This window comes from Micromonospora sp. B006 (assembly GCF_003408515.1).
In the GTDB taxonomy this organism is placed as follows: Bacteria; Actinomycetota; Actinomycetes; order Mycobacteriales; family Micromonosporaceae; genus Micromonospora; species Micromonospora echinospora_A.
The window spans coordinates 2193621-2218167 of the sequence record NZ_CP030865.1; the positions used below are offsets into that span (position 1 = coordinate 2193621).

The following is a 24547-nucleotide window of genomic DNA, read 5'->3' on the forward strand; positions in this document are numbered from 1 at the left end:
GGCCACCTGATTTATCCGACAGGCCGGACTCGTCACGCCCGGTCAGTCGGTGAGCACCAGATCCACGTACCGGGCGATCATGGTGGCGAGGACCCGGTCCGGGTCGGTGGCCCACACCTCGGCGTTGAAGATCTCCACCTCGACGTCGCCGGAGTATCCGGCGGCCTCCACCGCGCGGCGCAGCGGCGGGAAGTCGATGTGCCCGTCGCCCATCATGCCGCGCCCCAGCAGCACGTCCGCCGGGAGCGGGGTGAGGAAGTCGCAGACCTGGAAACTCGCGATCCGCGTCCCGGCGCGGACGATCTGCCGCCACACGTCCGGATCCCACCAGACGTGGAACGTGTCCACCACGACGCCGACCTGCTCGGCCGGGAACGCCTCGGCCAGGTCGAGCGCCTGCCCGAGCGTGGACAGCACCGCCCGGTCGGCGCAGTACATCGGGTGCAGCGGCTCCAGCGCGAGGCGTACCCCGCGCTCGCCCGCGTACGGCGCCAGCTCGGCCAGCGCGTCGGCGACCCGCTGCCGCGCGCCGGGCAGGTCGCGGGAGCCGGGCGGCAGGCCGCCGACGACGAGCACCAGGCAGGCGGCGCGCAGCGCGGCGGCCTCGTCGATCGCACGGCGGTTGTCCGCGAGGGCCGCGGCCCGTCCGGCGTCGTCGGCGGCAATGAGGAACCCGCCCCGGCACAGCGACGACACCCGCAGCCCGGCGTCGGTGACGAGCCGCGCCGCGGCCGGTACGCCGATCTCGGCCACCGGCTCGCGCCACAGCCCGATCGCCGGGATGCCGGCGCGCACACAGCCGTCGACCGCCCGCGCCACCGACCAGCGCTGCGTGGTGCGCTGGTTGAGCGACAGCCGCGCCAGCCGTGGGTCGACGGTCATCCGGGCACGCCCGCGACGTCCAGGTACGCGCGCATCCGCCGTGCCGCCAGGCCGGGGTCGAGCAGCAGCCCGGCGGCGTCGGCCAGCCGGAACGCCTCGACCAGGTGCGGGACGCCGCGCCCGCCGTGCAGGCCGCCGACCATGGTGAAGCCGGGCTGCCTCCCGTTGAGCCAGGACAGGAACGCGATGCCGGTCTTGTAGTACGGCGTCGGCGGACCGAACAGGTGCCGGGACAGCGGCACCGTCGGGTCGAGGATCGCCCGGAACCCGGCCCTGTCGTCCGCGTCGAGCCGGCTCAGCGCGGCCGACGCGGCCGGGGCGATCGCCGCGAACGCGCCGAGCAGCGCGTGGCTGAACCGCTTCCCGTCGCCCTCGATCAGCTCCGGGTAGTGGTAGTCGTCGCCGGTGTAGACCTTCACCGTCGGCGGCAGCAGTTCCCGCAGCCGCACCTCCCGGCCGGCGTCGAGCAGCGACACCTTCACGCCGTCGACCAGGTCGGCGTGGGCGTGCACCAGCGCGGCGAACGTCGCGGTGGCCGCGTCCAGGTCGGTCGAACCCCAGTAGCCGGACAGCGCCGGGTCGAACATGTCGCCGAGCCAGTGCAGCACCACCGGCGCGCCGGCCTCCCGCAGCACCTTGTCGTAGACGCGCAGGTAGTCCTCCGGGCCGGTGGCGAGCGCGGCGAGGTGCCGGCTGGCCATCAGCACCGGCGTGGCGCCGTGCTCCTGCACGACCGCGAGCTGCTCGGCGTACGCGGCGACGACCTCGTCGAGCGTGCCGGGCACGCCGGTGAGCTGGTCGGTGCCCACCCCGGCGACGATGCGTCCGCCGCAGGAGGCGGCCTCGGCGGCGCTGCGCCGGATCAGCTCGCGGGTGGCCGCCCAGTCCAGCCCCATCCCGCGCTGCGCGGTGTCCATCGCCTCCGCCACGCCGAGTCCCCACGACCACAGGTCGCGCCGCACCGCGAGCGTCGCGTCCCAGTCCAGGCCCGCCGGGCGGCCGGGGGAGTTGTCGGCGTACGGGTCGGCGACGACGTGCGCGGCCGCGTACGCGATCCGGCCGGCCGGCGGCGCGGACGGCCGCTGCCAGGCGGGCGGTTCCCGAAGTGTCAGCTTCTCGGTGCCGCCGCCCGGCGCCGGCAGCGTGATCCGCGTGCTCACCGGGGGATCTCCTCGATCGTCACCCGCCGCCCCTCGCGGGCCGAGCGCAGCCCTGCCTCGGCCAGTTGCACGCCCCGGGCACCTGCGAGGAAGTCCCACGGGAACGGCTCGTCGTCGACGACGTGGCGCAGGAACGCCTCCCACTGCACCTTGAACGCGTTGTCGTGCTCGCCGTTCTCCGGCACTGTCTGCCACTGGTCGCGGAACGGCTCGGTGACCGGCAGGTCGGGGTTCCACACCGGCATCGGGGTGGTGCCCCGGTGCTGGATGCGGCAGTCGCGCAGCCCGGCGACCGCGCTGCCGTGCGTGCCGTCGACCTGGAACTCGACGAGTTCGTCCCGGTGTACGCGCACCGCCCAGGAGGAGTTGAGCTGCGCGACGACGCCGCCGGCCAGTTCGAAGATGCCGTACGCGGCGTCGTCGGCGGTGGCGCGGTAGCGGGCGCCGTTCTCGTCGACGCGCTCGGGGATGTGCGTGGCGGTGACAGCGGTGACGGCGGTGACCGGGGCGATGATCTGCTCCAGCACGTAGTGCCAGTGCGGGAACATGTCGAGCGTGATGCCGCCGCCGTCCTCGGCGCGGTAGTTCCAGCTCGGACGCTGCGCGTCCTGCCAGTCGCCCTCGAACACCCAGTAGCCGAACTCGCCGCGCACCGACAGGATCCGGCCGAAGAAGCCGCCGTCGACCAGCCGCTTGAGCTTGCGCAGGCCGGGCAGGAACAGTTTGTCCTGCACGACGCCGTTGCGGACCCCCCTGGCGGCGGCGAGCCGGGCCAGTTCCAGCGAGGCGAGGAAGTCCTCGGCGAGCGGCTTCTCGGTGTAGACGTGCTTGCCGGCCTCGATCGCGGCCCGGATCGCCTTCTCCCGCGCGGCGGTCACCTGGGCGTCGAAGTAGATCTGGTTGGCGTCGTCGGCGAGCGCCGCGTCCAGGTCGGTCGTGTACGCCGACAGCCCGTGCCGTTGCGCGATCGCGGCCAGGCGGTTCTCGTCGCGGCCCACGAGTGTCAGCTCGGGCCAGATGCGGCTGCCGTCCCGCGCGGGCACGCCGCCCTGATCGCGGATGGCGAGCAGGGACCGGACGAGGTGCTGACGGTAGCCCATCCGCCCGGTGACGCCGTTGAGGATGATCCCGACGGATGTGCGCTCCACTGTGCCCCTCCCAGCGGTGAATGCGCTTTCAGTAAGCGCTTTCAGGGTGTTACCGTAGCCACGCCGGAACACCGGGTCAAGACGTTCCGCAGGGAGACTCATCGATGCCGCACGTGACGCTGGAAGACGTGGCCAGAGCGGCCGACGTGTCCCTGGCCACCGCCTCCCGGGCGCTCAACGGGCGGCGGGTCACCCCGCACCTGCACGACCGCGTGCTGGCCGCCGCCGCGCGGCTCGCGTACACCCCGAACGCCCATGCCCGCGCGCTGGCCGGCGCGTCGCACCGCAGCGTCGGAGTGATCTGCCACGACGTCACCGACCCCTACTTCGCCGCCGTCGCCGGTGGCGTCATGCGGGTCGCCGCCGACAACGACCTGCTGGTCATGCTCGCCAGCACGTTCCGCGACCCGGAACGCGAGATCGCGTACGTGTCGATGCTGCGCGCCGAACGCGCCCCGGCCATCCTGCTCATCGGCTCCGGCTTCGAGGACCCGCGCTGGGACCGCGCTCTGGCCGCCGAGCTTGCGCCCTACCTCGACGGCGGCGGCCGGGTCGCCGTGGTCAGCCGGCACCGCACCCTGAAGGTCGACAGCGTCCTGCCGGAGAACCGGGCCGGGGCCGCCGCGCTGGCCCGCGCGCTGCTCGGCCTCGGGCACCGCCGCTTCGCGGTGCTCTCCGGCCCGTCCGAGCTGACCACCGTCGCCGACCGGCTCGGCGGGTTCCGCGACGAGCTGGCCGCCGCCGGCGTGACGCTGGCCCCGGCGGCGGTGGTCGAGGCGGAGTTCACCCGCGACGGCGGCTACCAGGCGATGACCGAGCTGCTCGGCCGAGGGCTCGACGCCACCTGCGTGTTCGCGCTCACCGACGTGATGGCCGTCGGCGCGTACGCGGCGCTGCGCGACCACGGGCTGTCCGTGCCCGGCGACGTCTCGGTGGCCGGCTTCGACGACATCCCGATCGTCCGCGACCTCACCCCGCCGCTGACCACAGTGGCGCTGCCGCTGCGGCAGCTCGGCGAGAAGGCGATGGAACTGGCGCTCACCGAGAACCCGGGCCGCCGCCGGCGGATCACCCGCCTGCCCGCGGAGGTGGTGCTGCGGGCCAGCACCGCGCCGGCCCGCGCCTGAGCCCGGCCGGTAGGGTGCCGCCATGATCGAGGACGCCACGTGCCGCTGACGAACCCCTGGCTGACCGGGCCGGCGCCGACGAGGAAGCTGGACCGGGACCGCCTGGAAGAACGCATCCTCAACCTGCTGTCGTCGCAGAACATGTGCGTGCTCGCCACCGCCGGGCCGGACGGCCCGCTGGCCACGCCGGTGCGCTACTACCCGCTGGACTTCACGCTGATGTTCACCGCCGCGCCGCGCTCGCCGAAGATGCGCAACATCGCCGCCGACCCGCGCGTGTCGGTCGGCGTCTTCGCGCCGCTGGTCGGGCTGGCCAGCAGCCGTGGCGCACAGGTGTTCGGCACCGCCCGGGTGCTCGGCCCGGAACACCCCGACCGGGCCCGCCACTGGGCGGCGTTCCGCTGGGAGAACGAGCACGCCGAGCGCGGCCGGTCACTGGCCGAGCCGCCCGAGGACCCGCTCGTCGTGATCGAGGCCGACCGGATCGTCTACACCGAACACTGGCTGCGCCGGGATGGCTACGCCCCACGCCAGCACTGGCGTCGCTGACGCCGCACGCCGCTTCGCCGCTTCGCGGCGGGTGGAACGCCATGGGTGTCATCCAGGGCCGGAGACACCCATGGCGTTCCACCCGGGCGTGCTACGGGCCGGCCGGGGAGCGGGTGGCGCGGAGCAGGTTGCCGGCCAGGCGCAGGTCCGCGCCGCCGACCCTCGCGAGCACGTCGATCCGCTCGGCCGTCACCTGCGTCCAGAGCGGGTCGGGGAACGCCGCGCGCAGCGTGTCCGCGTCCAGGCCCCAGCCCTGGCCCGCCTCCGGCGACACCGCCAGCACGAACACCGCCCCACCGGGCGCGGTCAGGCGCGGCAGCAGCGCCAGGTAGTCGCATACGGCAGCGCCCCGCCGGTCCAGCGAGTGCAGCAGCCCGGAGTCGAACACCGAGTCGTACGGCGCCGGCGGCACCGGGATCGCCGTGGCGTCGCACACCTCGAAACGCACCGGCAGTCCCGCCTCGGCGGCCCGGGCCCGCGCCTGACCGATCGCCACCGCCGAGATGTCGACACCCGTCACGTCGAGACCGCGGCGGGCCAGCGCGAGCGCCAGCTCCCCGGTGCCGCAGCCCACGTCGAGCACGCGCGGGCCACGTACCCCGGTGTCGAGGACCGCGGCGAGCGCCGGCTGCGGACCGCCGATCTCCCACGGCGGACGCTCGGTGTCCCGGTAGAGGCGGTCGTAGTGGACGTCGTCCGGCTCGTCGGTCATCGCGTACCCCCTCGGTGCGTGACAGATGCCGAGCGTGTCACGTCCGACGGCGGTCCGTGCGCCCGCCGGGGCCGGCGGTGAGCCGGTCCCGGCGGTCACGCACGCGCGTCAGAAGCGCAGGCGGCGCAGGTAGCGGTAGCCGACCTCGGCGGTCTGCTGCGGCGTCACGTCCGGCGTGTCGTTCTCCACGATGTACTCCAGCACCTGGTGCCCGCGGAAGATCCGGGCGAAGTCGATCATCCCGGTGCCCAGGTCGGCCATGTCGCCGGTGGCCGGGTCGCGGTCCTTGACGTGGTACTGCAGGACCCGTAGCGGCGCCGAGCGGATCACGTCGAGTGTGAAGCCCTCCGGGTCGGCGACGCCGTCGCCGGAGTTGATGCCGCCGGTCACCGCCCAGTAGATGTCGATCTCCAGGTGCACCAGGCGCGGGTCGAGTTCCTCGGTCAGCACGTCCCACGGCCGCCGGCCGTTGCCGAAGTCGATGGTGAACTCGTGCGCGTGGTTGTGGTAGCCGTACCGCAGGCCCGCCTTGCGCGCCGCGGCGGCCTCCACGTTCATCTGCTCCGCCCAGCGCTTCCAGTCGTCCTCGCGGTCGGAGTTCAGGTACGGCACCACCATGAACCGCTGGCCCAGCGTACGGGCGTTGACGATCTTCTGCTCCAGGCCGGCGGCGTCGGCGGCGATGCCGTCGTGGCTGGAGCTGGCCTTGATGCCGATGCGGTCCAGGAACCGGCGCAGCTCCCGCGCGGTGCGCCCGAAGTAGCCGAGCGCCAGCTCCACGCGGGGGTAGCCGATGCGGGCCAGGTGTGCCAGCGTCGCGTCGTAGCCGGGGGAGCCGTTGAGCGCGTCGCGGACCGTCCAGAGCTGGAGGCTGATCAGTTCCTTCGGCACCGGCCGCCGGCCGTGGTGGTGCCCGCCGCCGGCCTGCGCCGCCGTCGCGCCCAGCCCGGTGGCCAGGCCGATGCCGGCGAGCGCCGCCAGGGAGCCGCGCAGCAGTCCACGCCGGTCCAGCGACTGCTCCAGCGCGGCGTGCCCGTCATATCCGTAGCACATGGTCGTACCCCTTCCGAGGTCAGGCAGGTGGTGGGGCTGGGCCGACGCTACAAAAGGCATGTCGATATGTCTATAGCTTCCGTCGTTACTGATAGGACTTTCGTCGCATCCGAGCAAAAGTGAGGAGATGTGTGGCAGCGCCCCGTGGCATGCTCGGGCCGTGGCCAACTACGACGTCGCTCTCGTCCTGCTCGTCGACCCGACCGGCGCGATCCTCATGCAGCACCGCGACGGCAACGCACCGGTCTCCCCGTACCAGTGGAGCCTGCCCGGCGGCAGCATCGAACCGGGCGAGACACCGGAGCAGGCCGCCCGCCGCGAGCTGTTGGAGGAGACCGGCCTGACCGCCGGGGAGCTGCACCTGCTGTGGAGCGGTCCGCGCCCGCACGAGGACGGCTTTGCGCACACGGTCACCGTGTACGTCTTCCGCGGCACCACGCAGGCGCGGCAGGAGGACGTGATCCTCGGCGAGGGACAGGCGATGGTCTTCGTGCCCCGCGACGAGGTGCTCGACCGCGACCTGGCGGTGAGCGCGGCGAAGGTGCTGCCGCTGCACCTCGCCGGCGCCTAACCCGCCGTCAGCGCCCCGGCCAGCGCGCGGACGAACCGGGGGAGCACCTCGTCGTCCGGCAGATGGTGCGGGTTGATCTCGGTGACCGACAGCCCGGAGAACCGCGGGCTCGCCACCAGCTCGGCCAGCGTGGCCGCCGCCTCGGCGAGGCTGAGCCCGGACGGCTCCGGCACGTCCGCCAGCGGCGCGTCCACGAAACTCAGCACGTCCACGTCGAAGTGCACCACGAACCCGTCGGCCGCATCCTCGGCCACCGACCGGGCCCGTCGCGCGGCCGCCCGCGCGTCGGCGTGCACCTCATCGGCCGGCACGTACGCCAGCCCCAGCTCCGCCACCAGATCCCGCTCGTGGTCACCAGGGGGCAGCGAGTCGCCGTACACCACCACCCGCTCCGGGGACAGCAGCGGCACCGTGGGCCCGACGCCCGCCACCTCGGGCAGCGTCCCCGGCAGGCCGAGCATGTGCGCCAGCCCCATCGCGTCCAGGTTGCCGTTCGCGCGGGTCACCGGCGTGTACAGGTCCGGACCGCCGTCCACGTACACCAGCGCGGGCGACATCCCGGCCCGCGCGCACCCGGCGACCAGGCCGACAGTCACTGTGCAGTCGCCGCCGAGCACCAGCGGCACGCGGCGGCGGCCCAGCGCGCCCACGACCCGGTCGGCCACCGCCGACGCGACGGCGGCCACCGCGCCCGCGTTCTGCCCCCTCGGGTACGCCGGATCCGGCCGCCACCGGAAGCCCGGCACGTCACCGGAGTCCTCGACGTCGGCGCCCAGTAGGTCGAGCAGACCGGCGGCGCGCAGGGCGGCAGGTGCGCGTTCGATGCCCGGGGTGTGGGCGCCCGCGCTCGACGGGGCTCCAACAACCGTCCACTGACGATGATCCATCGCCCCACCCTAACCTCGGGTGGGCCTGACAACGGGATCAGCGCAGCACCAGCAGGTCCAGCGCGTCGATCACCGGCCTGGTGTCCGCCTGTGCCGCCTCGCGTAGCCGCTGGACGCCGGCGGCGTACTCAGCGTCGGTGATGAGCTGAAGCGGCGTGTGCGCCTCCCGTCGCAGGCCGGCCGCCGCCTCCCGCAGCGAGGGCGCGGTGACCTGCGGGACCTGCTCGACCGTCGCGGCGCCGAAACCGGCGTCGGCGAAGGCGGACGCGACGTCGGCGACACCCGGATACGTGTCCAGCACGCGGACCGCCTCGGGGAAGTAGTCGAACAGCGTGATCGCCTCGTGCCGTCCGGCGAACGCGGACCGGATCAGCACCGGGGCGTCCGGGCGCAGCACCCGGCGCAGCTCGCGCGCCGTCGCGGCCAGATCGGGTACGTGGTGGATGACCGTGGACAGCCACGCGCCGTCGAGGCTCCCGTCGGCCAGCGGGATGTGCCCTGCGTCGCCGGCCACGAGCGGCGCGAACGCGCAGCGGGCGCGCATCGCCGCCGACGGCTCGACGGCGACCACCTCGACGCCGGGGAACCAGTCGGTGAACGCGCGTGCCCAGGCGCCAGTGCCGGCGCCCAGGTCGAGCAAGCGCATCCCCGCGCGCGGGGCGAGGTGCCGGGCGACGGCGGCGCGCCAGGCCGTGAGACCGTCGTCGGTGAGGTGCCGGGTAGCGGCGAACGCCTCGGCGTCGGCGTCGTGGTACGCGATGCGGGCCATACGCGACAGCCAACTCCCCGGCGGGCCGGCGAGGCAAGCACTGTGGCGGGTTAGGCACTGGCTCGGATAGGGGCAGAGAGTGCGATATCGGATCCACGTCGACGGTGAGCTGCCGGCGGACGCCCTGCGCGCGTTCCTGCTGAGGGAGTACGGCGTCGCGCCGGAACGGACTGCCCGAGTGTGCGTGGCCATCCCGTCGACCCGCAGCTCGACGGCGATCAGAAGCATCCATCAGCTGAGCATCTCCATGACCGTGGCTTCGATCTCTGCAGTGGCCGAATGGCCTGCGAGTGCGACTCGGATGCGTCGACGCAGGGTCACGAAGCTTCGCCCCTCCTCAAGGTCGAGTCCAGCCACGAACTGACACTGGTCCTGGCCGAGATCGGCGAGGCGTCGGTGCGTCCGGTCTGCGTCGTCGTACCGGGGGATGGGTAGTTTCCACACGTGTTTGTCGATATGCCGTTCGTCCTTGCTGTATGACATCAGCGGACGGGCGAGCGTGGTAAGAGCCGGGCTGTTCAGGATCGCGCTGAGATAGTGACCTTCCGCCCGGCTGTCGATCGTGCAGTAGTAGAGAGCATGCTCGATGACCGCGGCCGGGTCGTCGACGATGGCGGCGGCGACGTGCATCCCGGAGGCGGTGTAGGCCAACCGAAGGGGCGGCGCGGGAAGCTGCGCGGTCAGCTTGCGTCGGAAGTTGAGTTGCTCACCCAGAGTTAGTCGCGCGCTGCTGCGATGCGCCTCCCAGGTGGCTTCCGCCTTCCGCCACCATTCGGCCAGACCGAAGTAGTAGTCGAGTCGAGAGCCGGACCCGGTCATCAGGGTGGAACCGTCGAGCGGAAGCACCGCCTTCTTCGCGGGCAGGATCCGGTACGGCAGCAGCGTCTCGCCGAGCAGTACGGGGCGGATGAACTCGCTCTCCACGACGCCTTCGAGAGCGGGCAGATCCTTCCACGGAGGATTCTCCATGTTGCTGCGGGCCGAGCGAACAGCGTGGCGGCCGACGCCGAGGCCGAGCCGCCCGCCGGAATCTACCTCGACGAAAAAGAGGATCTTGGGAAAGATGGTCGCACCGTTGTGCACGTGTGCCTTGTACGGTGACTCGGCGAGGTACGCCCCACCCAGGGGGACAAGTTCCCGGTTGATGGACGGCGCCGCCTGTTTCCATCTCCTGGCATCGGTGCCGAGGCGCCCCGTCCATCGCTCGGTGACCGAGGGAAGGCGGCGAGGGCTGCCGGTGGCCGCCTTATTGCCGAAGACGACACTGGCGCCCCGGGGAAAGGGATGGGGACGCAGGCGGCGCAGGTCCCAGGAGCCGGTGAAGGCAACGTCTGTCGGCTCGGTCTCGTCCGTGTACCGCCCGCTGCGGAAGGCCTCGAAGTGCTCGCGGTCGAGCACGGCGTTGGGCAGGACGAAGGCGAACGCGCCACCATCGCGGAGATACTGCTGGATGGTTCTGACGACAAAAAGGCTGGAGAGGTCCTGCTGCGTCGCGAACTGACTACCACGCCACAGCCCGCGTTCACTGCAGAGCTTCTTGAACATTGCCTGCATACCGGTAGGCATGTGACGGTACGAGAGCCACGGCGGGTTGCCGATGAGAATGTCCACCCGGTTGTCGTCCATCGCAAACCAGACGGGCCGGGCCAGGTTGCGCAGGTAGTAGCTCCAGATGTGGTCGCGGCCCTCGTCGTGCAGTCGGCACATCGCCTCGAAGGTGCCGCGAATCATCGGCTGGTCGTCAGCCCTGATCTGCAGGTGGTGGAAGAACGCCGCCAGCGACGGCGGGTTGTTCGGGTCTCGCGGTTTTGCCGCGATGCCGGCGAGTCCGGAGACGATCTGGTCGAAGCGGCTCGGCTCGTCGAGCAGGGTTTTGGGGAAGCGGAGCCACTCCTCGACCGCGCTGGCGTTGTAGCCGGCACTGATTCGTACGTGCTCCTCCGTGAAGAGGTCACGGCGCTCCCGCCACTGCATGCTGTCGCCGAGATAGACCGGGATGGTGATGGCGCCTCGCTGGTCGGTCAGCCGCTGGTGGCCGATGGCGAGCAGGTAGGTCACGCGTGCGAGCGCCACGGCGACCGGGTGCAGGTCGACGCCAACCACGTGCTGGGTGAGTTGCGTCAGCGCGGCATCGAGCGGCACGTCCGCCGTCTCGGCAGCGGCGAGATACCGGCGGACCGCGTGGAAGAGAAAGGTGCCGGAGCCGCAGGCGGGATCCAGCACACGTTGCCGCAGCGGATCGGTGACGACGGTGTCGATGAGGTGCTCGGCGAGCCAGTCGGGGGTGTAGTACTCGCCCATCCGCTTGCGCGTCTCCGGGCCGATCATCGACTCGTAGAGCACCTTGAGGATGTCGTGGTCGGCCCGCAGCCAGTCGAACCGGGCCAGTCGCCGGGTGAGCCCATGGATGAACTCGCGACCGCCGGGCACCTCCGTGGTCCACCCGAAGAAATCGTGCTCGACCACGCCCAGGATGCGGGCCTGGTCGAACCGTTGCCCAGTGATGAGGTCCTGCGGCTGCAACTCCAGGGCGTCGATGCCGACGACCAGGTGCGCGATGATGTATGCGCTGTTCATCAGCAGGGTGTGCTCGACGAACAGGTCCGGGTCGTCAACGAACTGGGTGCCCAGGGCGCTGTCGAGCAGCTCCGCCCACAGCTTCCGCTTCAACTCCACGGTCGGCAGCCGTTCATGCTCGGCGTAGAGCGCGGCGAGCGCGGCACGATCCAGCTTGTGGGAGGTGCTCTGCGCGCCGAGGCGGCGAGCCACCTCGGCGGGAGCCGGGCGGACCCGCTGGCTCGTCGCCAACACACCTTCCAGCCAGTAGAAGAGGGCCAGACCGTCGGGGCGGGTGGCAGCGACCGTATGGGTGTCGACGAGGGTCAGCTCGTCGCCGGTCAGCTGATATGCCCGCCAGGTGGCGCCGTCGGTGAGGATGCCGACGTACCTCTGGCCACTCCCCATGCACCGCGACCACACGTAGCCAGCGAGCTGGCGCTCAGCATCCCGGAGGCGGCGACCGGTCTGGAGCCCTCGCTTGACCTCGATGATGGTGTAGCCGACCTCGATGTCGATGCGCCGGCCACCGCCGGCCGGGGCCTCGAGGTCGATGTCGTCGAGGTGGGAGCCAGAGAGCCCGAAATCGCCAGCCAGCAGCAGCTGGCGGATGTCGGACTGCAGGGTCGCCTCGCTGCGGGCGGCGCGCCGGTCGGCGATCCGCGCCAGCAAGGGCTGTAGTGACGGAGGGAAGCCGTCGGGCGCGCGTACCTGCGGCCGGGGTGACGAGTGGCGGCTTCGGCTTACATCTGGCATACCGTCCGAGCGGGCCATACGCCAGTGTGGATATTGTGACTCGCTGAAGCCAAGCGATTACGAATGACTGTCGGATTAAGGACAGCTCACATCAAGGTCTCCACAGAACCCGGGGCGGTTCAACCCGTTGAGGACGGGCCGTGTTGCGCGGGATCGCGCGCGATGTCACGCACGGACACCGATCATTATCGATCGAGGGCAAGCGGCGTGAGCGTGCGCCACGTAGGGTGGGCTTCGGACGTCTCCCCGTAACCGGAGTGCATCTTGAGCCTCAAGTACTACCTCTACCTGTCGCATCTCAAGATCGGGCTCCTGGCCGCACAGGTCGCCTCCTCCGCGCAGCACGAGACCGAGCTCGCCGTCGACCTGAAGGTCGTCCGCTACAGCCGCAAGGCGGTCCTGCCCGAGCGCCACGACCTCGACAAGCTGGAGAAGGTGATCCGGCACCTGCAGGACGCCGACCAGATCGGCGCCGCGGACGAGGAGCGCCCCTACGTCCAGGCATGCCTGGAGATGCGCTGGCAGGTCTTCCCGACCGCCGGCATCGTGGTCTTCGCTGGGACGCTCGACGACCAGGTCATCGTGCTCGGCGGCTCGGCGTCGCACGTGGTCGGTGGCGGTGACGCCGAACCGGTTGGATCGGTCCCGCCGTATCTGTTCCGCAAGCTCCAGGAACTGCGAGCCGACCCGGGCGAGTTCGACGACGAGCGCTTCCACGAGTCGTTGGCGCAGATCGGGGCCGCGCTCCCGGGGCCGGCGCAACGGGTCGAGTTCGTCGCGAAGCGGCTGGCCGAGAAGCCGGGCCCGAACGGCACGCTGCTGGGCAGTCCGATCTACGTGGCGCTCGTCGACTAGGGCCTCGGCGTGGACGCGGGGCAGGTCATCCGGTGGCGGCCGGGGGAGACCGTCCTCGACACGTTCCGCATCGAGGAGGTCGTCGAAACCGGCGGCACGGGGTTCGTCTACCGCGCCCATCACCTCGCCTGGGGCGTCGACCTGGCGGTGAAGACGCCGCGCCCCGACCTTGCCTCGGCGCCCGGGATCCTCGATCTGCTCGCTCAAGAGGCGCAGGCCTGGACCGACCTCGATCCACATCCGAACGTGGTGGGCTGCAACTACGTGCAGCGCGTCGGGGCGTACCCGGTGGTCTTCGCCGAATGGGTCGCGGGCGGCGACCTGACGGCGGCGGTGCGGGACGGGCGGTGCCGCGATCTCCCGCGGGCCCTGGACGTCGCGATCCAGATGCTGCGCGGCATCGGCCACGCGCACGCGGCAGGTCTGGTGCATCAGGACATCAAGCCCTCCAACGTCATGTACGACGGTGAGACCGCACGGGTGACCGACTTCGGAACGGCCAAGGCGAAAGCGTCCGTGTCGCACAGCGCAGACGGTGGCGTCGAGACCTCGTACGCGACGCTCGGCGGATTCACACCGCAGTACTGCTCCCCGGAGCAGGTCGATCCGGACGGAAGGATCGGCCGGGCCAGCGACATGTGGTCCTGGGCGCTGACGGTGATCGAGCTGCTGCACGGGCGCCGGCTCTGGAAGTGGGGACACGACGGTGCGGATGCGCTGGCGTCGCTACGCGGCGATCTCCCGCGGCCGCTGCGCGATCTCCTGTCCGGCTGCCTGGTGCGCGACCCCCGGTCGAGGATTGGCGACACCGCCGAGGCGGAGGCCGTCCTGCTGAGCGTCTACGCGGACTGCGCATCTGGTCCCTACCCGCACCCCGACCGGGTGTCGCCGTCTCTCAAGGCCGACGGCTTGTCGAACAAGGCGCTGTCCCTGTGGGACCTCGGCGACCAACGTCGGGCGATCGAGATGTTCGAGCGGGCCAAGGCGATCGACCCGCACAACGTCCGCGCGGTCTACAACCACGGGCTCGTCAGATGCGCCGACGGCCTGGTCACCGACGAGACCCTCCTGTCGGAGCTGCGCGCTACGGGCGACTCCTGGGAGGCGGACTACCTGGCCGCGATGGTGCACATGGAACGCGGCGACGGCGTCCTCGCGGCCCGGCACCTGGCTGAGGCGGACCGCAAGCATCCGGGTTCGCCGGAGATCGCGGCCGCGCGGGAGCGCTGTGCCCGGCTGGAGCCGAGGGGCACGCTCGAGGTGTTCGGGCAGTTGTCCGGCCAGGTCGTCGCGATGGCCTGCGATCATGACGCGACACACGTGGTGGTGGCCGAGAGGTCAGGGCGGGTGCGGGTCTGGGACGCCTTCGCGGGTCGGGTGGTCGCGGAACTCGCCGCCTCCGGCCCGGCTCCCGTCGACGTCGCGATCGACCACGCCGGAGCGCGGGTCCTCGTCTGCTACCAGGATTCCCGCGTCGAGCGGTGGCGGCTCGCCGACGGCACGGCCCGCCTCGAAGGCCGGCTGGACGGAGGAACAGCCGTGGCGCTCAGCCCCGAGGGTGGCTTCGCGGCTGTGGGTACGGCCGACGGCCGCGTCCTCGTCTTCCGCACCGGCGCCTGGGAGCCGGTCGCCGGCATCCGGCCCCACGACGGCACTGTCACCCGGGTGGTCCTCGGCCCGGACGCCGAGGTGTGCGTCTCCGCCTCACTGGGCCGTCCCGGCTCCGCCGTCGACCACCGGGTGGAGCAGTGGTGGCCCCTGCGGGACACGAGGATGCGGGGGCTGCACATACCCGCCGACGAGATGGACGGCGACGGCCAGAAGGTGGCGCTGGCGCCGGACGGGTCGACCGTCCTGAGGATCGGCTACCAGTCCCTGACAGTGGTGGACATGCGGGTCTGGGACGAACCGCGACGGTGGGAGATCCCCTGGCTGACCGGATACCGCATGCTCGGCGTCTCCGGCCGGGCCGGCTGGGCGCTGCTCGACCCCGGGACCGGCGACCTTCAGGTCCTCGAACTCGCCATCCGCCGATGCGTCCGCACCTTCCCGAAGGACTGGGCGCGGGGCTCACGTCGCGACGCGACGGCGTTCAGCGGGGACTGCGGCTACGCCGTCATCGCCGAATCGCACGGCTACAGTGGCCAGACGTCGCTCTCCCGACTTCCCATGCCGCTCAGCGGACACCTCGCTCCCTGGTCGTACGCGCCGCCCCGCCCGGTCGGTGCCCTCGCACGCGACGAGCGGGCGTTCGACCAGGTCATGGAACGCGTCGAGGCGATGATCGCGGCCGGAGAGGAACGGCGCGCGGCAGACGCGATCCGCGAGGCGCGTGCCGTTCCCGGCCACGAACGTCACCCGCGGCTACGCCGAGCCTCCAGGGCCCTGAGCCGGAACCTGCGGCGCACCGGACTGACCGGCATCTGGCTGGAGCAGGAGCTGTCCGACGTCATGCTCGCCCATGGCACCTTCGACATCGGCGCCTCCGGCCGCTTGTTCGCCTTCCCGGCCAACATCGACGAGGTCGAGATCTTCGACCTGGAGACACTGGAGAAGGCAGGCGGGGTCACCGAGCGGCGGAACCCCGCCACCAGCCTGTCCTTCGCCAGGGGCGGCCGGGACATGATCATCGGCTACTCCGACGGATCGGTCGCCTGCCACGACACCAGGACGTTCCAGCCCCGCTTCAAGGTGGCCGGCGCCCTGCCTCGCGACGACGGCAACACCACGCTCGACATCACGGGCGACCTGTTGGCGGTCGGCTTCGGCCATGGATTGGCGACGGTGTGGTCGCTGGAGGCGGCTGCCTGCGTCGCGACGGTCCGCACCGGACCCGGCACGATCGTCGGCGTCACCGCCGACGAGGCGTCCCGCTCGATCGCCGTGCAGCTGCGAACCCACGACACGGCCGCCGTGGAGGTCCGGTCGATGGACACCGGAAAGCCCGTGAAGACCTTTGCGGACGTCGACCCGCACACGGAGATCCGGTTCGCCTCCGGGATGCTGCTGCTGGCCGGGATGACCCGCCTGACCGCGTGGCGACCGGGTGACAGGCGCCCGTCGTACCACCTCGACCGGGTCAAGCACAGCTCGTCGGCGGCGTTGGCCTTCGCGGACTCCCGTCGGCTCGCCGTCATCGCCGGGTCGACCGGCTTCGTCGTCTGGGACGCCGCGAGCGGAGAGCTGGTGTTCGACGGGAGGGCTCTCGACGACTCGGCTGGACGCCTCTCCGGGGTCGAGGAGGTGGTGGTGTCGCCCGACGGGAGGTTCGCGGTGGCCGGAGACCCGGGAGAGCAGACCGTCGACGTCTGGGACCTGCGCGCCGGACGCCGGATCCGCTCACTGCACGGTCACCACGTCCGGGTCAACGCGATACGCGCCGACGCCGCGTTCGGCACCGTCGTAACCGGCGACCACCAGGGCAATGTCCGCATCTGGGGCCTCGATTGGGACTACGGAGAGTGATCCGATGACCGAACGCCGCCAGCACGATGAACTGCGAGCCGCGTTCCTGGCCAACCGGGAGCGCGTCAGAACTGGCTCGACGCCTGGGAGATTCCCGAAGTGGTGTGGACCGACGAGTTCAACGAGATCCCTTCGCCCTGGATCGTGCCGCAGCAGGAAAGGGAGAGCTGGCTCAGGCGCCACGCACCCTTCCTGGACGCGTACGACTGGTTGTTCGTCGGACGGCCGCTGACCCCGGGGGTCCGCGACGTGCGGGCACTGTGGCACTTCGGGGCGGCTCACCGGTTCGCGGAACTTGATCTGATGATCACCAGCGTCTGTGACCCCGAGTACCTGGCCGAGAAGCTGACCCTGGCCGTTCACCACGCTGGCTTGAAGGGCTGGCGTGACGCGGACGCGCAGCCGCTCTATCAATGGCTCGTCGAGGGTGTGCACACGATGCCCCTCGGCAACGGCGTGCGGGGCAGCAACCGTTCGGGGTTCGTCCTGTTGCGTTTCACCCGCTTTCCGACCTCCGACGGCGACGTGATCGTGCGTCTGACCGCCGCGGAGACCGATAGCGCCCTGGACGGCTCACCTCTCGACGACGATGGTGTGTCGGTTCCTGGCGGGTAGATCAGGTGACCAGGCCGGTGCGGTATGCGTACACCACCGCCTGCACCCGGTCCCGCAGGTCCAGCTTCGTGAGGATCCGCGACACGTACGTCTTCACCGTCTCCTGACTGATCACCAGCCGCGCCGCGATCTCGCCGTTCGACAACCCTTCGGCGATCAGCCGCAGCACCTCCAGCTCACGCGGCGTCAGCCCCACGTCCGCCGGCGTGCCCTCGGCCGGGCGGATGCGCGCCGCGTACCTGCCGACGAGCTGCCGCGTCACCTCGGGCGCGAGCAGTGCGGCGCCGGAGGCGACGGTGCGGATGCCGTGCAGCAGCTGTGCCGGTGGGGCGTCCTTGAGCAGGAACCCGCTCGCGCCGGCGCGCAGCGCCTCGTAGACGTACTCGTCGAGGTTGAACGTCGTCACCACCAGCACCTTCACCGGGTGGGCGACGTCCGCGCCGGCCAGCAGGCGGGTGGCCTTGATGCCGTCGAGCACCGGCATGCGTACGTCCATCACCACCACGTCGGGCCGCAGGCGGCCGGCGAGGTCGACCGCGGCGCGGCCGTCGCCGCACTCACCCACCGCCTCCATGTCCGGCTGCGCGCCGATGATGGTGGTGAATCCGGTACGGATCAGCGCCTGGTCGTCGCAGACCAGCACCCGGATCGGCGCGGTCACGACGCGCTCCCGGTGGGGATGCGCGCCCGGACGACGAAGCTCTCGTCCGCCCGCCGTTGCGCGTCGAACTCGCCGCCGAGCACCGTCACGCGCTCGCGCAACCCGGCGAGGCCGCGTCCGCTTCCGCCCGGACCGGCGGCGCGCGCGCCGGGGCCGTCCGTGCTGATCTCCACCGTGATCTCCCGGTCTCCATGGTGTACGTGGACAGCGGTGGGGCGGCCGTGGGCGTGCTTGAGGGCGTTCGTCAGCGCCTCCTGCACCACCCGGTACGCGGCCAGCTCCGCGCCGCCGGTCACCTTCGCAGGGGTGCCCTGCTGCGTGAACTCCACCGGCTGCCCGGCCTGCCGGGTCTGCTCCACCAGGGTGTGCAGCTCGCCTATCGACGGGGTGTGCGGCTCCGTACCGTGGTCGGGGTTGAGCACGTCGAGCAGCACCCGCAGGTCGCCGATGGCGCGGCGGCCGGTGTCGGTGACGGCGGTCAGGGCGGTGTCGAGGCGGTCGGGGGCGGCGGTCAGGTAGCGGGCCGCCTCGGCCTGCACCACCATCGCCGTCACGTGGTGGGTCACCACGTCGTGCAGCTCACCGGCGATGCGGGCACGTTCGGCGGCGCGGGCGGTCTCGGCGACGTGCCGGCGGCGTTCGGCCTCGGCGGCGCGGTTCTGCCGCAGCCATGATCCGGTGCCCCAGGCGAGCGCCAGCAGCAGGTAGAACGTGGCGAAGCCGGTCACCCCCTCGGCCGACCCCTGGCGGTCGAGGGCGACGGCCAGTCCGACGTACGCGAGGGAGCCGACGAGCACCGTGGCACGGCGGCCGCGGTCCAGGTGGGCGCCCGCGCTCACCAGCGCGATGGCGAGCGCGGCGCCCGCGAAGGTGTGGTACGCGCGTACCTGGTCGATGGCGAAGCCGAGCGACACCAGGGCGAGGGACAGCGCAGGACGGCTGCGGCGCAGCGCCAGCGGAAGGCACTCCAGCGCGATCACCACCACGGTCAGCGCGTCGAACGGCCGGGCGGGCAGATCGCCGAGCTGCGTACCGATGCCGCGCAGCGGTGGTGTCACGGACGCGAGGGCTATCACCAGCGCGAGCGGGAGGTCCCGGACCGTGACGGGCCAGCGCCGCCACGAGTCCGGGAGCATCCGTCGGATGATCATCAGGAGACCGTAACGCTCTCCGCCGGGGCCTCGACCGCGCGGCGACGCCGTCGCACGATGTGGCCGCGGCGGTGGGCCAGCCAGAGGAAGACCACAGTCAGCGCGGCCCCGGCGGCCACCGTGTAGAGGCTGCCCTCCGGCCCGAAGTCGCCGCCGCTGAGCAGTGTCGAACCCGACGTGCTGGCGTCCAGCAGCCCCGCCGGCTCGCCGTTGCCGGACACCACGACGCCGAAGATGCCGCCGGCGGCGAAGTTCCAGCCGAAGTGCAGACCGATCGGCACCCACAGGTTGCGGGTCGCGGCGTAGCAGGCCGCCAGCATGAACCCGGCCTCGATCGCGATGGCTGTCGCGCCCCACAGGCTGGCGTCCGGGTTCAGCAGGTGCATCAGGCCGAACAGCACACCCGTCAGCAGCAGCGACAGCCACGTGCCGAGCCGCTCCTCGACCAGGCGGAACAGCAGACCGCGGAACATCAGCTCCTCGGTCACCGCCGCGGCGGCCATGAACCCGACCATGCCCACCGCGCCGGACACCGAGCCGAGGCCGTGCACGTGGTAGCCGCCCATGAGGGCGATGTTGACGATCACTGCCGCGAACATGGCGAAACCGATCAGCACCCCGCGGTTGAGTCTTGCGGCCGCGCCGTTCCGGGCCAGCTCGGTGACCTCGCGGCGTTCGGTACGGCGCACCACCCACCCGTACACCATGATCGCGGCCGCGGCGGTCGCGACGCCGAGGATCAGGCTGAGCCCGGCGTTGTCCTGTGCCGCGACCGCCGCCAGGCTGCCGACGAGACTGACCGCGACGACGGCCAGGAACTGCTTCACCACACGCATGACGATTCCTTCGGAATGTCGCGGCCGGAGCGCCGCGGTTCACCTGAAAACGCTATGGATTCGCAGGCCGGGAATCGTCACCGTGCGGTGGACACTTGCGGGTAGCTCCCACGGGGGACGAGCGCGGCGTTCGGGGCGTGCCCTGAGCAGAAAGGCTGGCTTCGGGACGGCCTCGGCGGGCAGGCTGCCGGCATGGCGACGGGCTTCGGCGGTGAGGTGGCGACCTACTACGCACGGCATCGGCGCGGCTATCCGCCCGCCGTGGTCGACGCGCTGGCGGCAGCGTTCCGTCTCGGCGGCGACGACACGGTGGTCGACCTCGGCTGCGGTACCGGCCAGTTGAGCCTCCCGCTCGCCGACCGGGTCGGCGCGGTCATCGGCGTGGACCCGGAGCCGGACATGCTGGCGATCGCCCGGCGTGCCGCCGTGGACCGGGGGACTGCCAACGCCACATGGGTGCTCGGCAGCGACAGCGACGTGCCCGCGTTGTCCCGGCTGCTCGGCGGGGAGACGGTCGGTGCGCTGACCGTCGCCGTCGCCATTCACTTCATGGACCGGGACACCCTGTTCGAGGCGGCCCGGCCGTTGTTGCGCTCCGGCGGTGGCATCGCCGTCGTCACCAACGGCGAGCCGCTGTGGACGCAGGACACCGAATGGTCGCCCGCGCTGCGCGGATGCCTGGAGCGGATGCTCGGCCACCCCGTCACCGGAAGATGCCAGACCGACGAGGCCGGGCGCCGGCGCAACCGCGAGGCGCTCGTGCGCGCCGGTTACCGGTACGAGGAGATGTCGGTGCAATACGGGGCGCCGCTCACCGTCGACGACATGGTCGGCGGGGTCTTCTCCGCCATGTCCGTGGAACGGCTGCCTTCTTCGCGGCAGCGGACAGCATTCGCCGCCGAGGTGCGCGACGCTCTCGGCGGGGTGGACGTGGTGACGGAGTGGGTCGACGTCCGGCTGCAGTACGGGTTTACCGGCTCATAAGCGTCCAGCCACTCGTCGAATGAAGTCACCTGCTCCTCCGGTCTGACCGGTTGCTTCCCGGCTGTCGGTCCCGTGACCATCGGTGTGAAGGGCCGACGTGGCCAAGAGCGTCAATACTTCAACGTCATTGATCTGCCGACTGGCTTGCTCGGCTAGCTATGGCCAGGTGCTCCCGACGGAGCAGGTCCGCGATCGGTCGATTGCGCAGCCGGACGAGTGCGTGCGACACCGGGGCGTGACCACTGCGCGGTGGGGCGGCCGTCGAGACGCCACGGGTGCCCGGTGAGCCGCGGCCAGCCTTCAGGCGAGTTTTCCCAGTTCTCCTGCCGGCCGTACACGGTGAGGTCTAGGGCGTGGTAGGTGGTCGTCAACGCCTCCACGCCCCGCCCGGTGGTCCAGTAGGTCTCGTAGACCTTGTCGCCGTCGCGCAGGTAGCACGCGATGAACCCGAAGTCACGACCGTCGGCCAGAGCCGGGTCGGAGTCTTTCGCCGAATACCAGGGGAACCTGTAGCCCATGAACTCCGCGAACGGGGCACTTTCGTCGTAGGGGCCCTGGCAGAACACGGCGTAGGTGACGTCGCGAGCGTGCAGGTAGTCCAGCGTCTGCATGTGGCAGGTCGAGAAGGTGCACCCCTCGCACTGGTGCTCGTACGGTTTGCCGTCGTGCCACATGTGGAAGTAGGCGATGAGCATCCGGCGGCCCTCGAACACCTCCACCAGCGGGGTGTCCCCGCCGGGGCCCCGCACCGTCACGGTCGGCATCAAGGTCATCGGCAGCTGACGACGAGCGGCGGCGATCGCGTCTCCTTCGCGGGTGTGGGCCTTCTCCCGGGCCAGCAGTTCGTCGCGCTCGCGCAGCCAGGTCTCCCGGTCGACGACCGGGGGCGCGGCGGCGCTGGACGCGGGGGTTGCCGTCATGGCTGTCTCCTTCGTGGAGTGGGGATCGGTCACAGGTACAGACGACCGGGCCGGCGATCGTCATCGGTGACCGATGACGGATGGGGTCCGCGGTCGTCAGTACGGTTGTGAGGACCAGTCAGCACCGGGGAGATCACATGTCCGACTCGCCTGATGAGCAGGCGGTCTGGCTGCAGCGAGCCTTCGACGAGCACCGGCGTGAACTACACGTCCACTGCTACCGCCTCGCCGGGAACGTCACCGACGCGGACGACCTGGTGCAGGAGACCTTCCTGCGTGCCTGGCGGGCTCGCGACCGCTTCGAGGGCCGGGCGTCGGCGCGCACCTGGTTCTACCGGATCGCCACGAACGTCTTCCTCGACAGCCGCAAGGCGACCGGTCGCCGGACCGTACCGTACGGTGATCCGCTGGAGTGGTCCACCGAGCTCGGTCCCTATCCCGACGCCCTGCTGGCCGACGACCCGCAGACCGGCCTCGCCGCCCGGGAGACCGTCGAGCTGGCCGTGATCGCAGCGCTCATGTACCTGCCGCCGCGGCAGCGGGCGGCCTTCGTGCTGCGCGACGTCTACGGCTGGACGCCGCAGGAGATCGCCGCCGCGCTCGACACCGCCGTAGCTGCGGTCAACAGCCTCCTCCAGCGGGCCCGCCACACCCTCCGGCGGCGCGCTCCGTCGGACCCGACGGACTGGCGCCGCCCGCAGCTCACCCGTGAGGACGAAGCGATCCTGCGCCGCTACGCCGACGCGAAGGACCCGGAGACGATCCGGGCACTGCTCGCCGAGGACGTACGGATCACGATGCCGCCCGAGCCGCCGGTCGTCGGGATCGACGCGGCCGCGCAGTTCCTCGGCCGACCGCTCGACTGGCGTACGTTCCCCACCTCGGCCAACGGGCGCCCGGCACTGATCAACTACCTCCGCCGGCCCGGCAGCCCGCACTACGAGGCGCTGGTCGTCGACGTACTCCGGATCGAGAACGGGAAAATCGTCGAGAGCAACGCCTTCATCGGCGCCCGTCACGTCGCCGCCTTCAACATGCCCGCCACGCTCGAGCCCTAGACGAGCAAGCCCCAAGCCAAGTGGCCGAGTCTGCGCTGGAGGCGAAGCGGTTCAGCCCTGCAACCTCTGCGCCCAGTACACCTGCCCGTCCGGTCCCATGTGGACGAGCGCCAGCAGCAGGTCCGGCAGCGTCACCGGCGCGGTGGCGATCGGGTACGCCCGCTCGTGTCTCTCCAGGTGGGAAAACAGGGCGACGAACGTCAGAGGTGAGGCGCCCGCGTCGTGAATCCCCAGCCGGCTGCCGACGCTGAGCCACTCGTCCTCGCTGACCCGGATGTCGCCCGCACCGCGCAACCAGGGGTAGCGGTCGGGGATTCGGCCCTCCACACTGGCGCCGCCGATGCCACCAGCGCCACCCGCCGACGGCCGCGACGGCCAGGACCAGCACGGCCGCCGTGGAAGCCGCCCGCCGCCACGTCACGGTCCTCACTGAACCATGTCGCCGCCGTCCCGGTGGGCCACCCGGATGATGGCCGCCACCGACCGGTCCACGTCCGCCTCCGTCGTGGTCGCGTTCGAAACCGAGATCCGCATCAGCCGCCGTCCCCGCCACGTCGTCCCGCCCACCCAGCACGTCCCGTCGGCCTGCGCCGCGGCCACCACCCGGTCGGTGCGCGCGTCGTCGCCGAAGCCGACGAGCACCTGGTTGAGCACCACGTCGTTCACCACCTCGAATCCGGCCGCGCTCAGACCGTCGGCGAACCGCCGGGCCAACGCGCAGCACCGCTCCACCAGCGCGGCGACGCCGTCGCGGCCCAGCTCCCGCAGGCCCGCCCAGACGGCGAAGCCACGGGCGCGGCGGGAGGACTCCGCGGTCAGGTCCGCGCCCGCGGGCACACCACCGGAACCCACGAGGTACGCGGCCGCGAGCGACATGGCCGCCGCGTGCGCGTCGGGCCGGGCGCAGAACGCGAACGCGCTGTCGTACGGCAGGTTCAGCCACTTGTGGCCGTCGCAGGCCCACGAGTCGGCGTTCTCCAGCCCGTCGACCAGGTGCCGGGTGGCGGGACTGGCGGCGGCCCACAGCCCGAACGCGCCGTCCACATGCGCCCAGCCGCCGTACCGGTGGACCAGGTCGCAGGCCCGGCGCAGGTCGTCGCACGCGCCGGTGTTCACGTTGCCCGCCTGCAGGCAGACGATTGTCGGTCCGGGACCGGCGTCGCGCAGCGCGGCTTCCAGGGCGTCCGGGTCGACGGCGCCCTGCGGGCCGGTCGGCACCGCGTGCAGCGCGTCGGTGCCGAGGCCGAGCAGGCGCAGCGACCTGTCGATGGTGACGTGCCGTTCGGCCCCGGCGTACACGCGGACCGCCTGCGCGCCGGACAGGCCGCGCCGCTCCACGTCCCAGCCGGCGTCGGCGAGCACCTGGTGGCGGGCGGCAGCGAGGCCTGCGGTGTTCGCCGCCTGCGCGCCGGTGACGAAGCCGACTGATGCGCTCGCCGGGATGCCCAGCAGGTCCTTCAGCCAGCCGCCGGCTGCCATCTCGGCGGCCACGGCGGCGGGGGAGGTGACCGCGTTGAACGCGATCTGGTCCCAGCCGACGGCCAGCATGTCGGCGGCGGTTGCGGCGGGCGAGGCGCCGCCGACGACGAAGCCGAAGTAGCGGGGGCCGGCGCTGGCGACGAGGCCCGGCTCGGCGGCGGCCACCAGGTCGGCGAGGACCTGCTCGGGCGGGGTGGGCGCGTCCGGCAGCGGACCGGCGAACGCCTCGGTCAGCGCGGCCTGGTCCACGGGCACGCCGACCGGCCGGTCCGGCAGCGACAGCCGGTAGTCGGCCGCGTGGTCGGCGGCGCGGCGGAACAGGTCCCTCAGCTCGTCCATCGCCGCACCTTAGC

The 24547-nt window shown here is 71.7% G+C and carries 22 protein-coding genes; 8 read left to right on the forward strand and 14 right to left on the reverse strand.

All coding sequences use genetic code 11. The annotated features are described in order from the left end of the window. Positions 1–42: 42 nt before the first annotated feature. Genes MicB006_RS10485 through MicB006_RS10495 form a run of 3 tightly spaced genes read right to left on the reverse strand, consistent with a single transcriptional unit; the run spans position 43 to position 3190 of the window. Positions 43–882 carry a sugar phosphate isomerase/epimerase gene (locus MicB006_RS10485; RefSeq protein ID WP_116505579.1) on the reverse strand — a complete coding sequence of 280 codons (840 nt, stop codon included), beginning with the start codon at positions 880–882 and terminating at the stop codon, positions 43–45. Beyond that, positions 879–2042 (reverse strand): dihydrodipicolinate synthase family protein, encoded by a 1164-nt coding sequence (locus tag MicB006_RS10490; protein WP_116505581.1) that lies wholly within the window; start codon positions 2040–2042, stop codon positions 879–881. The genes MicB006_RS10485 and MicB006_RS10490 overlap by 4 nt, the downstream gene beginning before the upstream one ends. Then, the gene (locus MicB006_RS10495) at positions 2039–3190 is read right to left on the reverse strand and encodes a Gfo/Idh/MocA family protein (RefSeq protein WP_116505583.1); all 1152 of its coding nucleotides are present in this window, start codon (positions 3188–3190) and stop codon (positions 2039–2041) included. The genes MicB006_RS10490 and MicB006_RS10495 overlap by 4 nt, the downstream gene beginning before the upstream one ends. A 104-nt stretch (positions 3191–3294) precedes the next feature. Here MicB006_RS10495 and MicB006_RS10500 point away from each other — a divergent pair, with 104 nt between their 5' ends. Beyond that, positions 3295–4317, forward strand: coding sequence for a LacI family DNA-binding transcriptional regulator (locus tag MicB006_RS10500; protein ID WP_116505585.1), 1023 nt, complete (start codon positions 3295–3297; stop codon positions 4315–4317). A gap of 39 nt (positions 4318–4356) precedes the next feature. Next, positions 4357–4866, forward strand: a complete 510-nt coding sequence (locus tag MicB006_RS10505) for a pyridoxamine 5'-phosphate oxidase family protein (RefSeq protein ID WP_116505587.1) — start codon at positions 4357–4359, stop codon at positions 4864–4866. 91 nt (positions 4867–4957) lie between these two features. Here the strand turns inward: MicB006_RS10505 and MicB006_RS10510 are convergent, their stop codons facing one another. Both MicB006_RS10510 and MicB006_RS10515 read right to left on the reverse strand, forming a co-directional pair. Continuing rightward, entirely contained in the window at positions 4958–5578 is a 621-nt protein-coding gene (locus MicB006_RS10510; RefSeq protein ID WP_116505589.1) for a bifunctional 2-polyprenyl-6-hydroxyphenol methylase/3-demethylubiquinol 3-O-methyltransferase UbiG, read from the reverse strand. A gap of 108 nt (positions 5579–5686) precedes the next feature. Further along, positions 5687–6631 (reverse strand): sugar phosphate isomerase/epimerase, encoded by a 945-nt coding sequence (locus tag MicB006_RS10515; protein WP_116505591.1) that lies wholly within the window; start codon positions 6629–6631, stop codon positions 5687–5689. Positions 6632–6791: 160 nt separating this feature from the next. Between MicB006_RS10515 and MicB006_RS10520 the strand changes: the two genes are divergently transcribed. Then, positions 6792–7202, forward strand: coding sequence for an NUDIX domain-containing protein (locus MicB006_RS10520; RefSeq protein WP_116505592.1), 411 nt, complete (start codon positions 6792–6794; stop codon positions 7200–7202). On the opposite strand, the gene MicB006_RS10525 is transcribed toward MicB006_RS10520, so the two are convergent. The 3 genes from MicB006_RS10525 to MicB006_RS10535 all read right to left on the reverse strand — a co-directional run bounded on the left by MicB006_RS10525 (position 7199) and on the right by MicB006_RS10535 (position 12086). Next, on the reverse strand, positions 7199–8089 hold the full coding sequence (locus MicB006_RS10525; protein WP_116505594.1) for an arginase family protein: 891 nt from the start codon (positions 8087–8089) through the stop codon (positions 7199–7201). The two genes, MicB006_RS10520 and MicB006_RS10525, sit on opposite strands and share 4 nt — an antisense overlap. 37 nt (positions 8090–8126) lie before the next feature. Next, a complete protein-coding gene (locus MicB006_RS10530) occupies positions 8127–8858 on the reverse strand; it encodes a class I SAM-dependent methyltransferase (RefSeq protein ID WP_116505596.1) in 732 nt (243 codons plus the stop codon). A gap of 231 nt (positions 8859–9089) precedes the next feature. Next, a complete protein-coding gene (locus MicB006_RS10535) occupies positions 9090–12086 on the reverse strand; it encodes an N-6 DNA methylase (RefSeq protein ID WP_225980692.1) in 2997 nt (998 codons plus the stop codon). 348 nt (positions 12087–12434) lie between these two features. Between MicB006_RS10535 and MicB006_RS10540 the strand changes: the two genes are divergently transcribed. The 3 genes from MicB006_RS10540 to MicB006_RS10550 all read left to right on the forward strand — a co-directional run bounded on the left by MicB006_RS10540 (position 12435) and on the right by MicB006_RS10550 (position 17105). Continuing rightward, complete coding sequence (locus MicB006_RS10540; RefSeq protein ID WP_116505598.1) at positions 12435–13025, forward strand: SAVMC3_10250 family protein; 591 nt, start codon at positions 12435–12437, stop codon at positions 13023–13025. Between the two features lie 9 nt (positions 13026–13034). Beyond that, entirely contained in the window at positions 13035–16490 is a 3456-nt protein-coding gene (locus MicB006_RS10545; protein WP_116505600.1) for a protein kinase, read from the forward strand. 99 nt (positions 16491–16589) lie between these two features. Further along, entirely contained in the window at positions 16590–17105 is a 516-nt protein-coding gene (locus MicB006_RS10550) for a hypothetical protein (RefSeq protein ID WP_116505602.1), read from the forward strand. 1 nt (position 17106) lies between these two features. Here MicB006_RS10550 and MicB006_RS10555 read toward each other — a convergent pair whose 3' ends face one another. From MicB006_RS10555 to MicB006_RS10565, 3 genes are read right to left on the reverse strand one after another with little or no spacing between them, the layout of a single operon-like run. After that, on the reverse strand, positions 17107–17766 hold the full coding sequence (locus MicB006_RS10555) for a response regulator transcription factor (protein ID WP_116505604.1): 660 nt from the start codon (positions 17764–17766) through the stop codon (positions 17107–17109). Beyond that, positions 17763–18917, reverse strand: a complete 1155-nt coding sequence (locus MicB006_RS10560) for a sensor histidine kinase (RefSeq protein WP_116505606.1) — start codon at positions 18915–18917, stop codon at positions 17763–17765. The genes MicB006_RS10555 and MicB006_RS10560 overlap by 4 nt, the downstream gene beginning before the upstream one ends. Beyond that, the gene (locus MicB006_RS10565) at positions 18917–19753 is read right to left on the reverse strand and encodes a CPBP family intramembrane glutamic endopeptidase (protein ID WP_116505608.1); all 837 of its coding nucleotides are present in this window, start codon (positions 19751–19753) and stop codon (positions 18917–18919) included. The genes MicB006_RS10560 and MicB006_RS10565 overlap by 1 nt, the downstream gene beginning before the upstream one ends. Positions 19754–19945: 192 nt before the next feature. Between MicB006_RS10565 and MicB006_RS10570 the strand changes: the two genes are divergently transcribed. Further along, positions 19946–20737: a class I SAM-dependent methyltransferase gene (locus MicB006_RS10570; protein ID WP_116505610.1), complete on the forward strand. Its 792-nt coding sequence runs from the start codon at positions 19946–19948 to the stop codon at positions 20735–20737. 152 nt (positions 20738–20889) lie between these two features. Here MicB006_RS10570 and MicB006_RS10575 read toward each other — a convergent pair whose 3' ends face one another. Beyond that, positions 20890–21657 carry a DUF899 family protein gene (locus tag MicB006_RS10575; protein ID WP_225980693.1) on the reverse strand — a complete coding sequence of 256 codons (768 nt, stop codon included), beginning with the start codon at positions 21655–21657 and terminating at the stop codon, positions 20890–20892. 137 nt (positions 21658–21794) lie between these two features. Here MicB006_RS10575 and MicB006_RS10580 point away from each other — a divergent pair, with 137 nt between their 5' ends. Continuing rightward, positions 21795–22715, forward strand: coding sequence for an RNA polymerase subunit sigma-70 (locus MicB006_RS10580; RefSeq protein WP_116505612.1), 921 nt, complete (start codon positions 21795–21797; stop codon positions 22713–22715). A gap of 51 nt (positions 22716–22766) precedes the next feature. Here MicB006_RS10580 and MicB006_RS10585 read toward each other — a convergent pair whose 3' ends face one another. Both MicB006_RS10585 and MicB006_RS10590 read right to left on the reverse strand, forming a co-directional pair. Further along, entirely contained in the window at positions 22767–23042 is a 276-nt protein-coding gene (locus MicB006_RS10585; RefSeq protein ID WP_225980694.1) for a hypothetical protein, read from the reverse strand. A gap of 99 nt (positions 23043–23141) precedes the next feature. Beyond that, positions 23142–24533 carry a pyridoxal-dependent decarboxylase gene (locus MicB006_RS10590; protein WP_116505613.1) on the reverse strand — a complete coding sequence of 464 codons (1392 nt, stop codon included), beginning with the start codon at positions 24531–24533 and terminating at the stop codon, positions 23142–23144. Positions 24534–24547: the final 14 nt, after the last annotated feature.

Bases quoted from the DNA above. Each gene is read 5' to 3' on its own strand.
- MicB006_RS10485 (WP_116505579.1), bottom strand. From the start codon at position 882: ATGACCGTCGACCCACGGCTGGCGCGGCTGTCGCTCAACCAGCGCACC.
- MicB006_RS10500 (WP_116505585.1), top strand. From the start codon at position 3,295: ATGCCGCACGTGACGCTGGAAGACGTGGCCAGAGCGGCCGACGTGTCC.
- MicB006_RS10510 (WP_116505589.1), bottom strand. From the start codon at position 5,578: ATGACCGACGAGCCGGACGACGTCCACTACGACCGCCTCTACCGGGAC.
- MicB006_RS10515 (WP_116505591.1), bottom strand. From the start codon at position 6,631: ATGTGCTACGGATATGACGGGCACGCCGCGCTGGAGCAGTCGCTGGAC.
- MicB006_RS10525 (WP_116505594.1), bottom strand. From the start codon at position 8,089: ATGGATCATCGTCAGTGGACGGTTGTTGGAGCCCCGTCGAGCGCGGGC.
- MicB006_RS10530 (WP_116505596.1), bottom strand. From the start codon at position 8,858: ATGGCCCGCATCGCGTACCACGACGCCGACGCCGAGGCGTTCGCCGCT.
- MicB006_RS10560 (WP_116505606.1), bottom strand. From the start codon at position 18,917: ATGATCATCCGACGGATGCTCCCGGACTCGTGGCGGCGCTGGCCCGTC.
- MicB006_RS10565 (WP_116505608.1), bottom strand. From the start codon at position 19,753: ATGCGTGTGGTGAAGCAGTTCCTGGCCGTCGTCGCGGTCAGTCTCGTC.
- MicB006_RS10570 (WP_116505610.1), top strand. From the start codon at position 19,946: ATGGCGACGGGCTTCGGCGGTGAGGTGGCGACCTACTACGCACGGCAT.
- MicB006_RS10575 (WP_225980693.1), bottom strand. From the start codon at position 21,657: ATGACGGCAACCCCCGCGTCCAGCGCCGCCGCGCCCCCGGTCGTCGAC.
- MicB006_RS10580 (WP_116505612.1), top strand. From the start codon at position 21,795: ATGTCCGACTCGCCTGATGAGCAGGCGGTCTGGCTGCAGCGAGCCTTC.
- MicB006_RS10590 (WP_116505613.1), bottom strand. From the start codon at position 24,533: ATGGACGAGCTGAGGGACCTGTTCCGCCGCGCCGCCGACCACGCGGCC.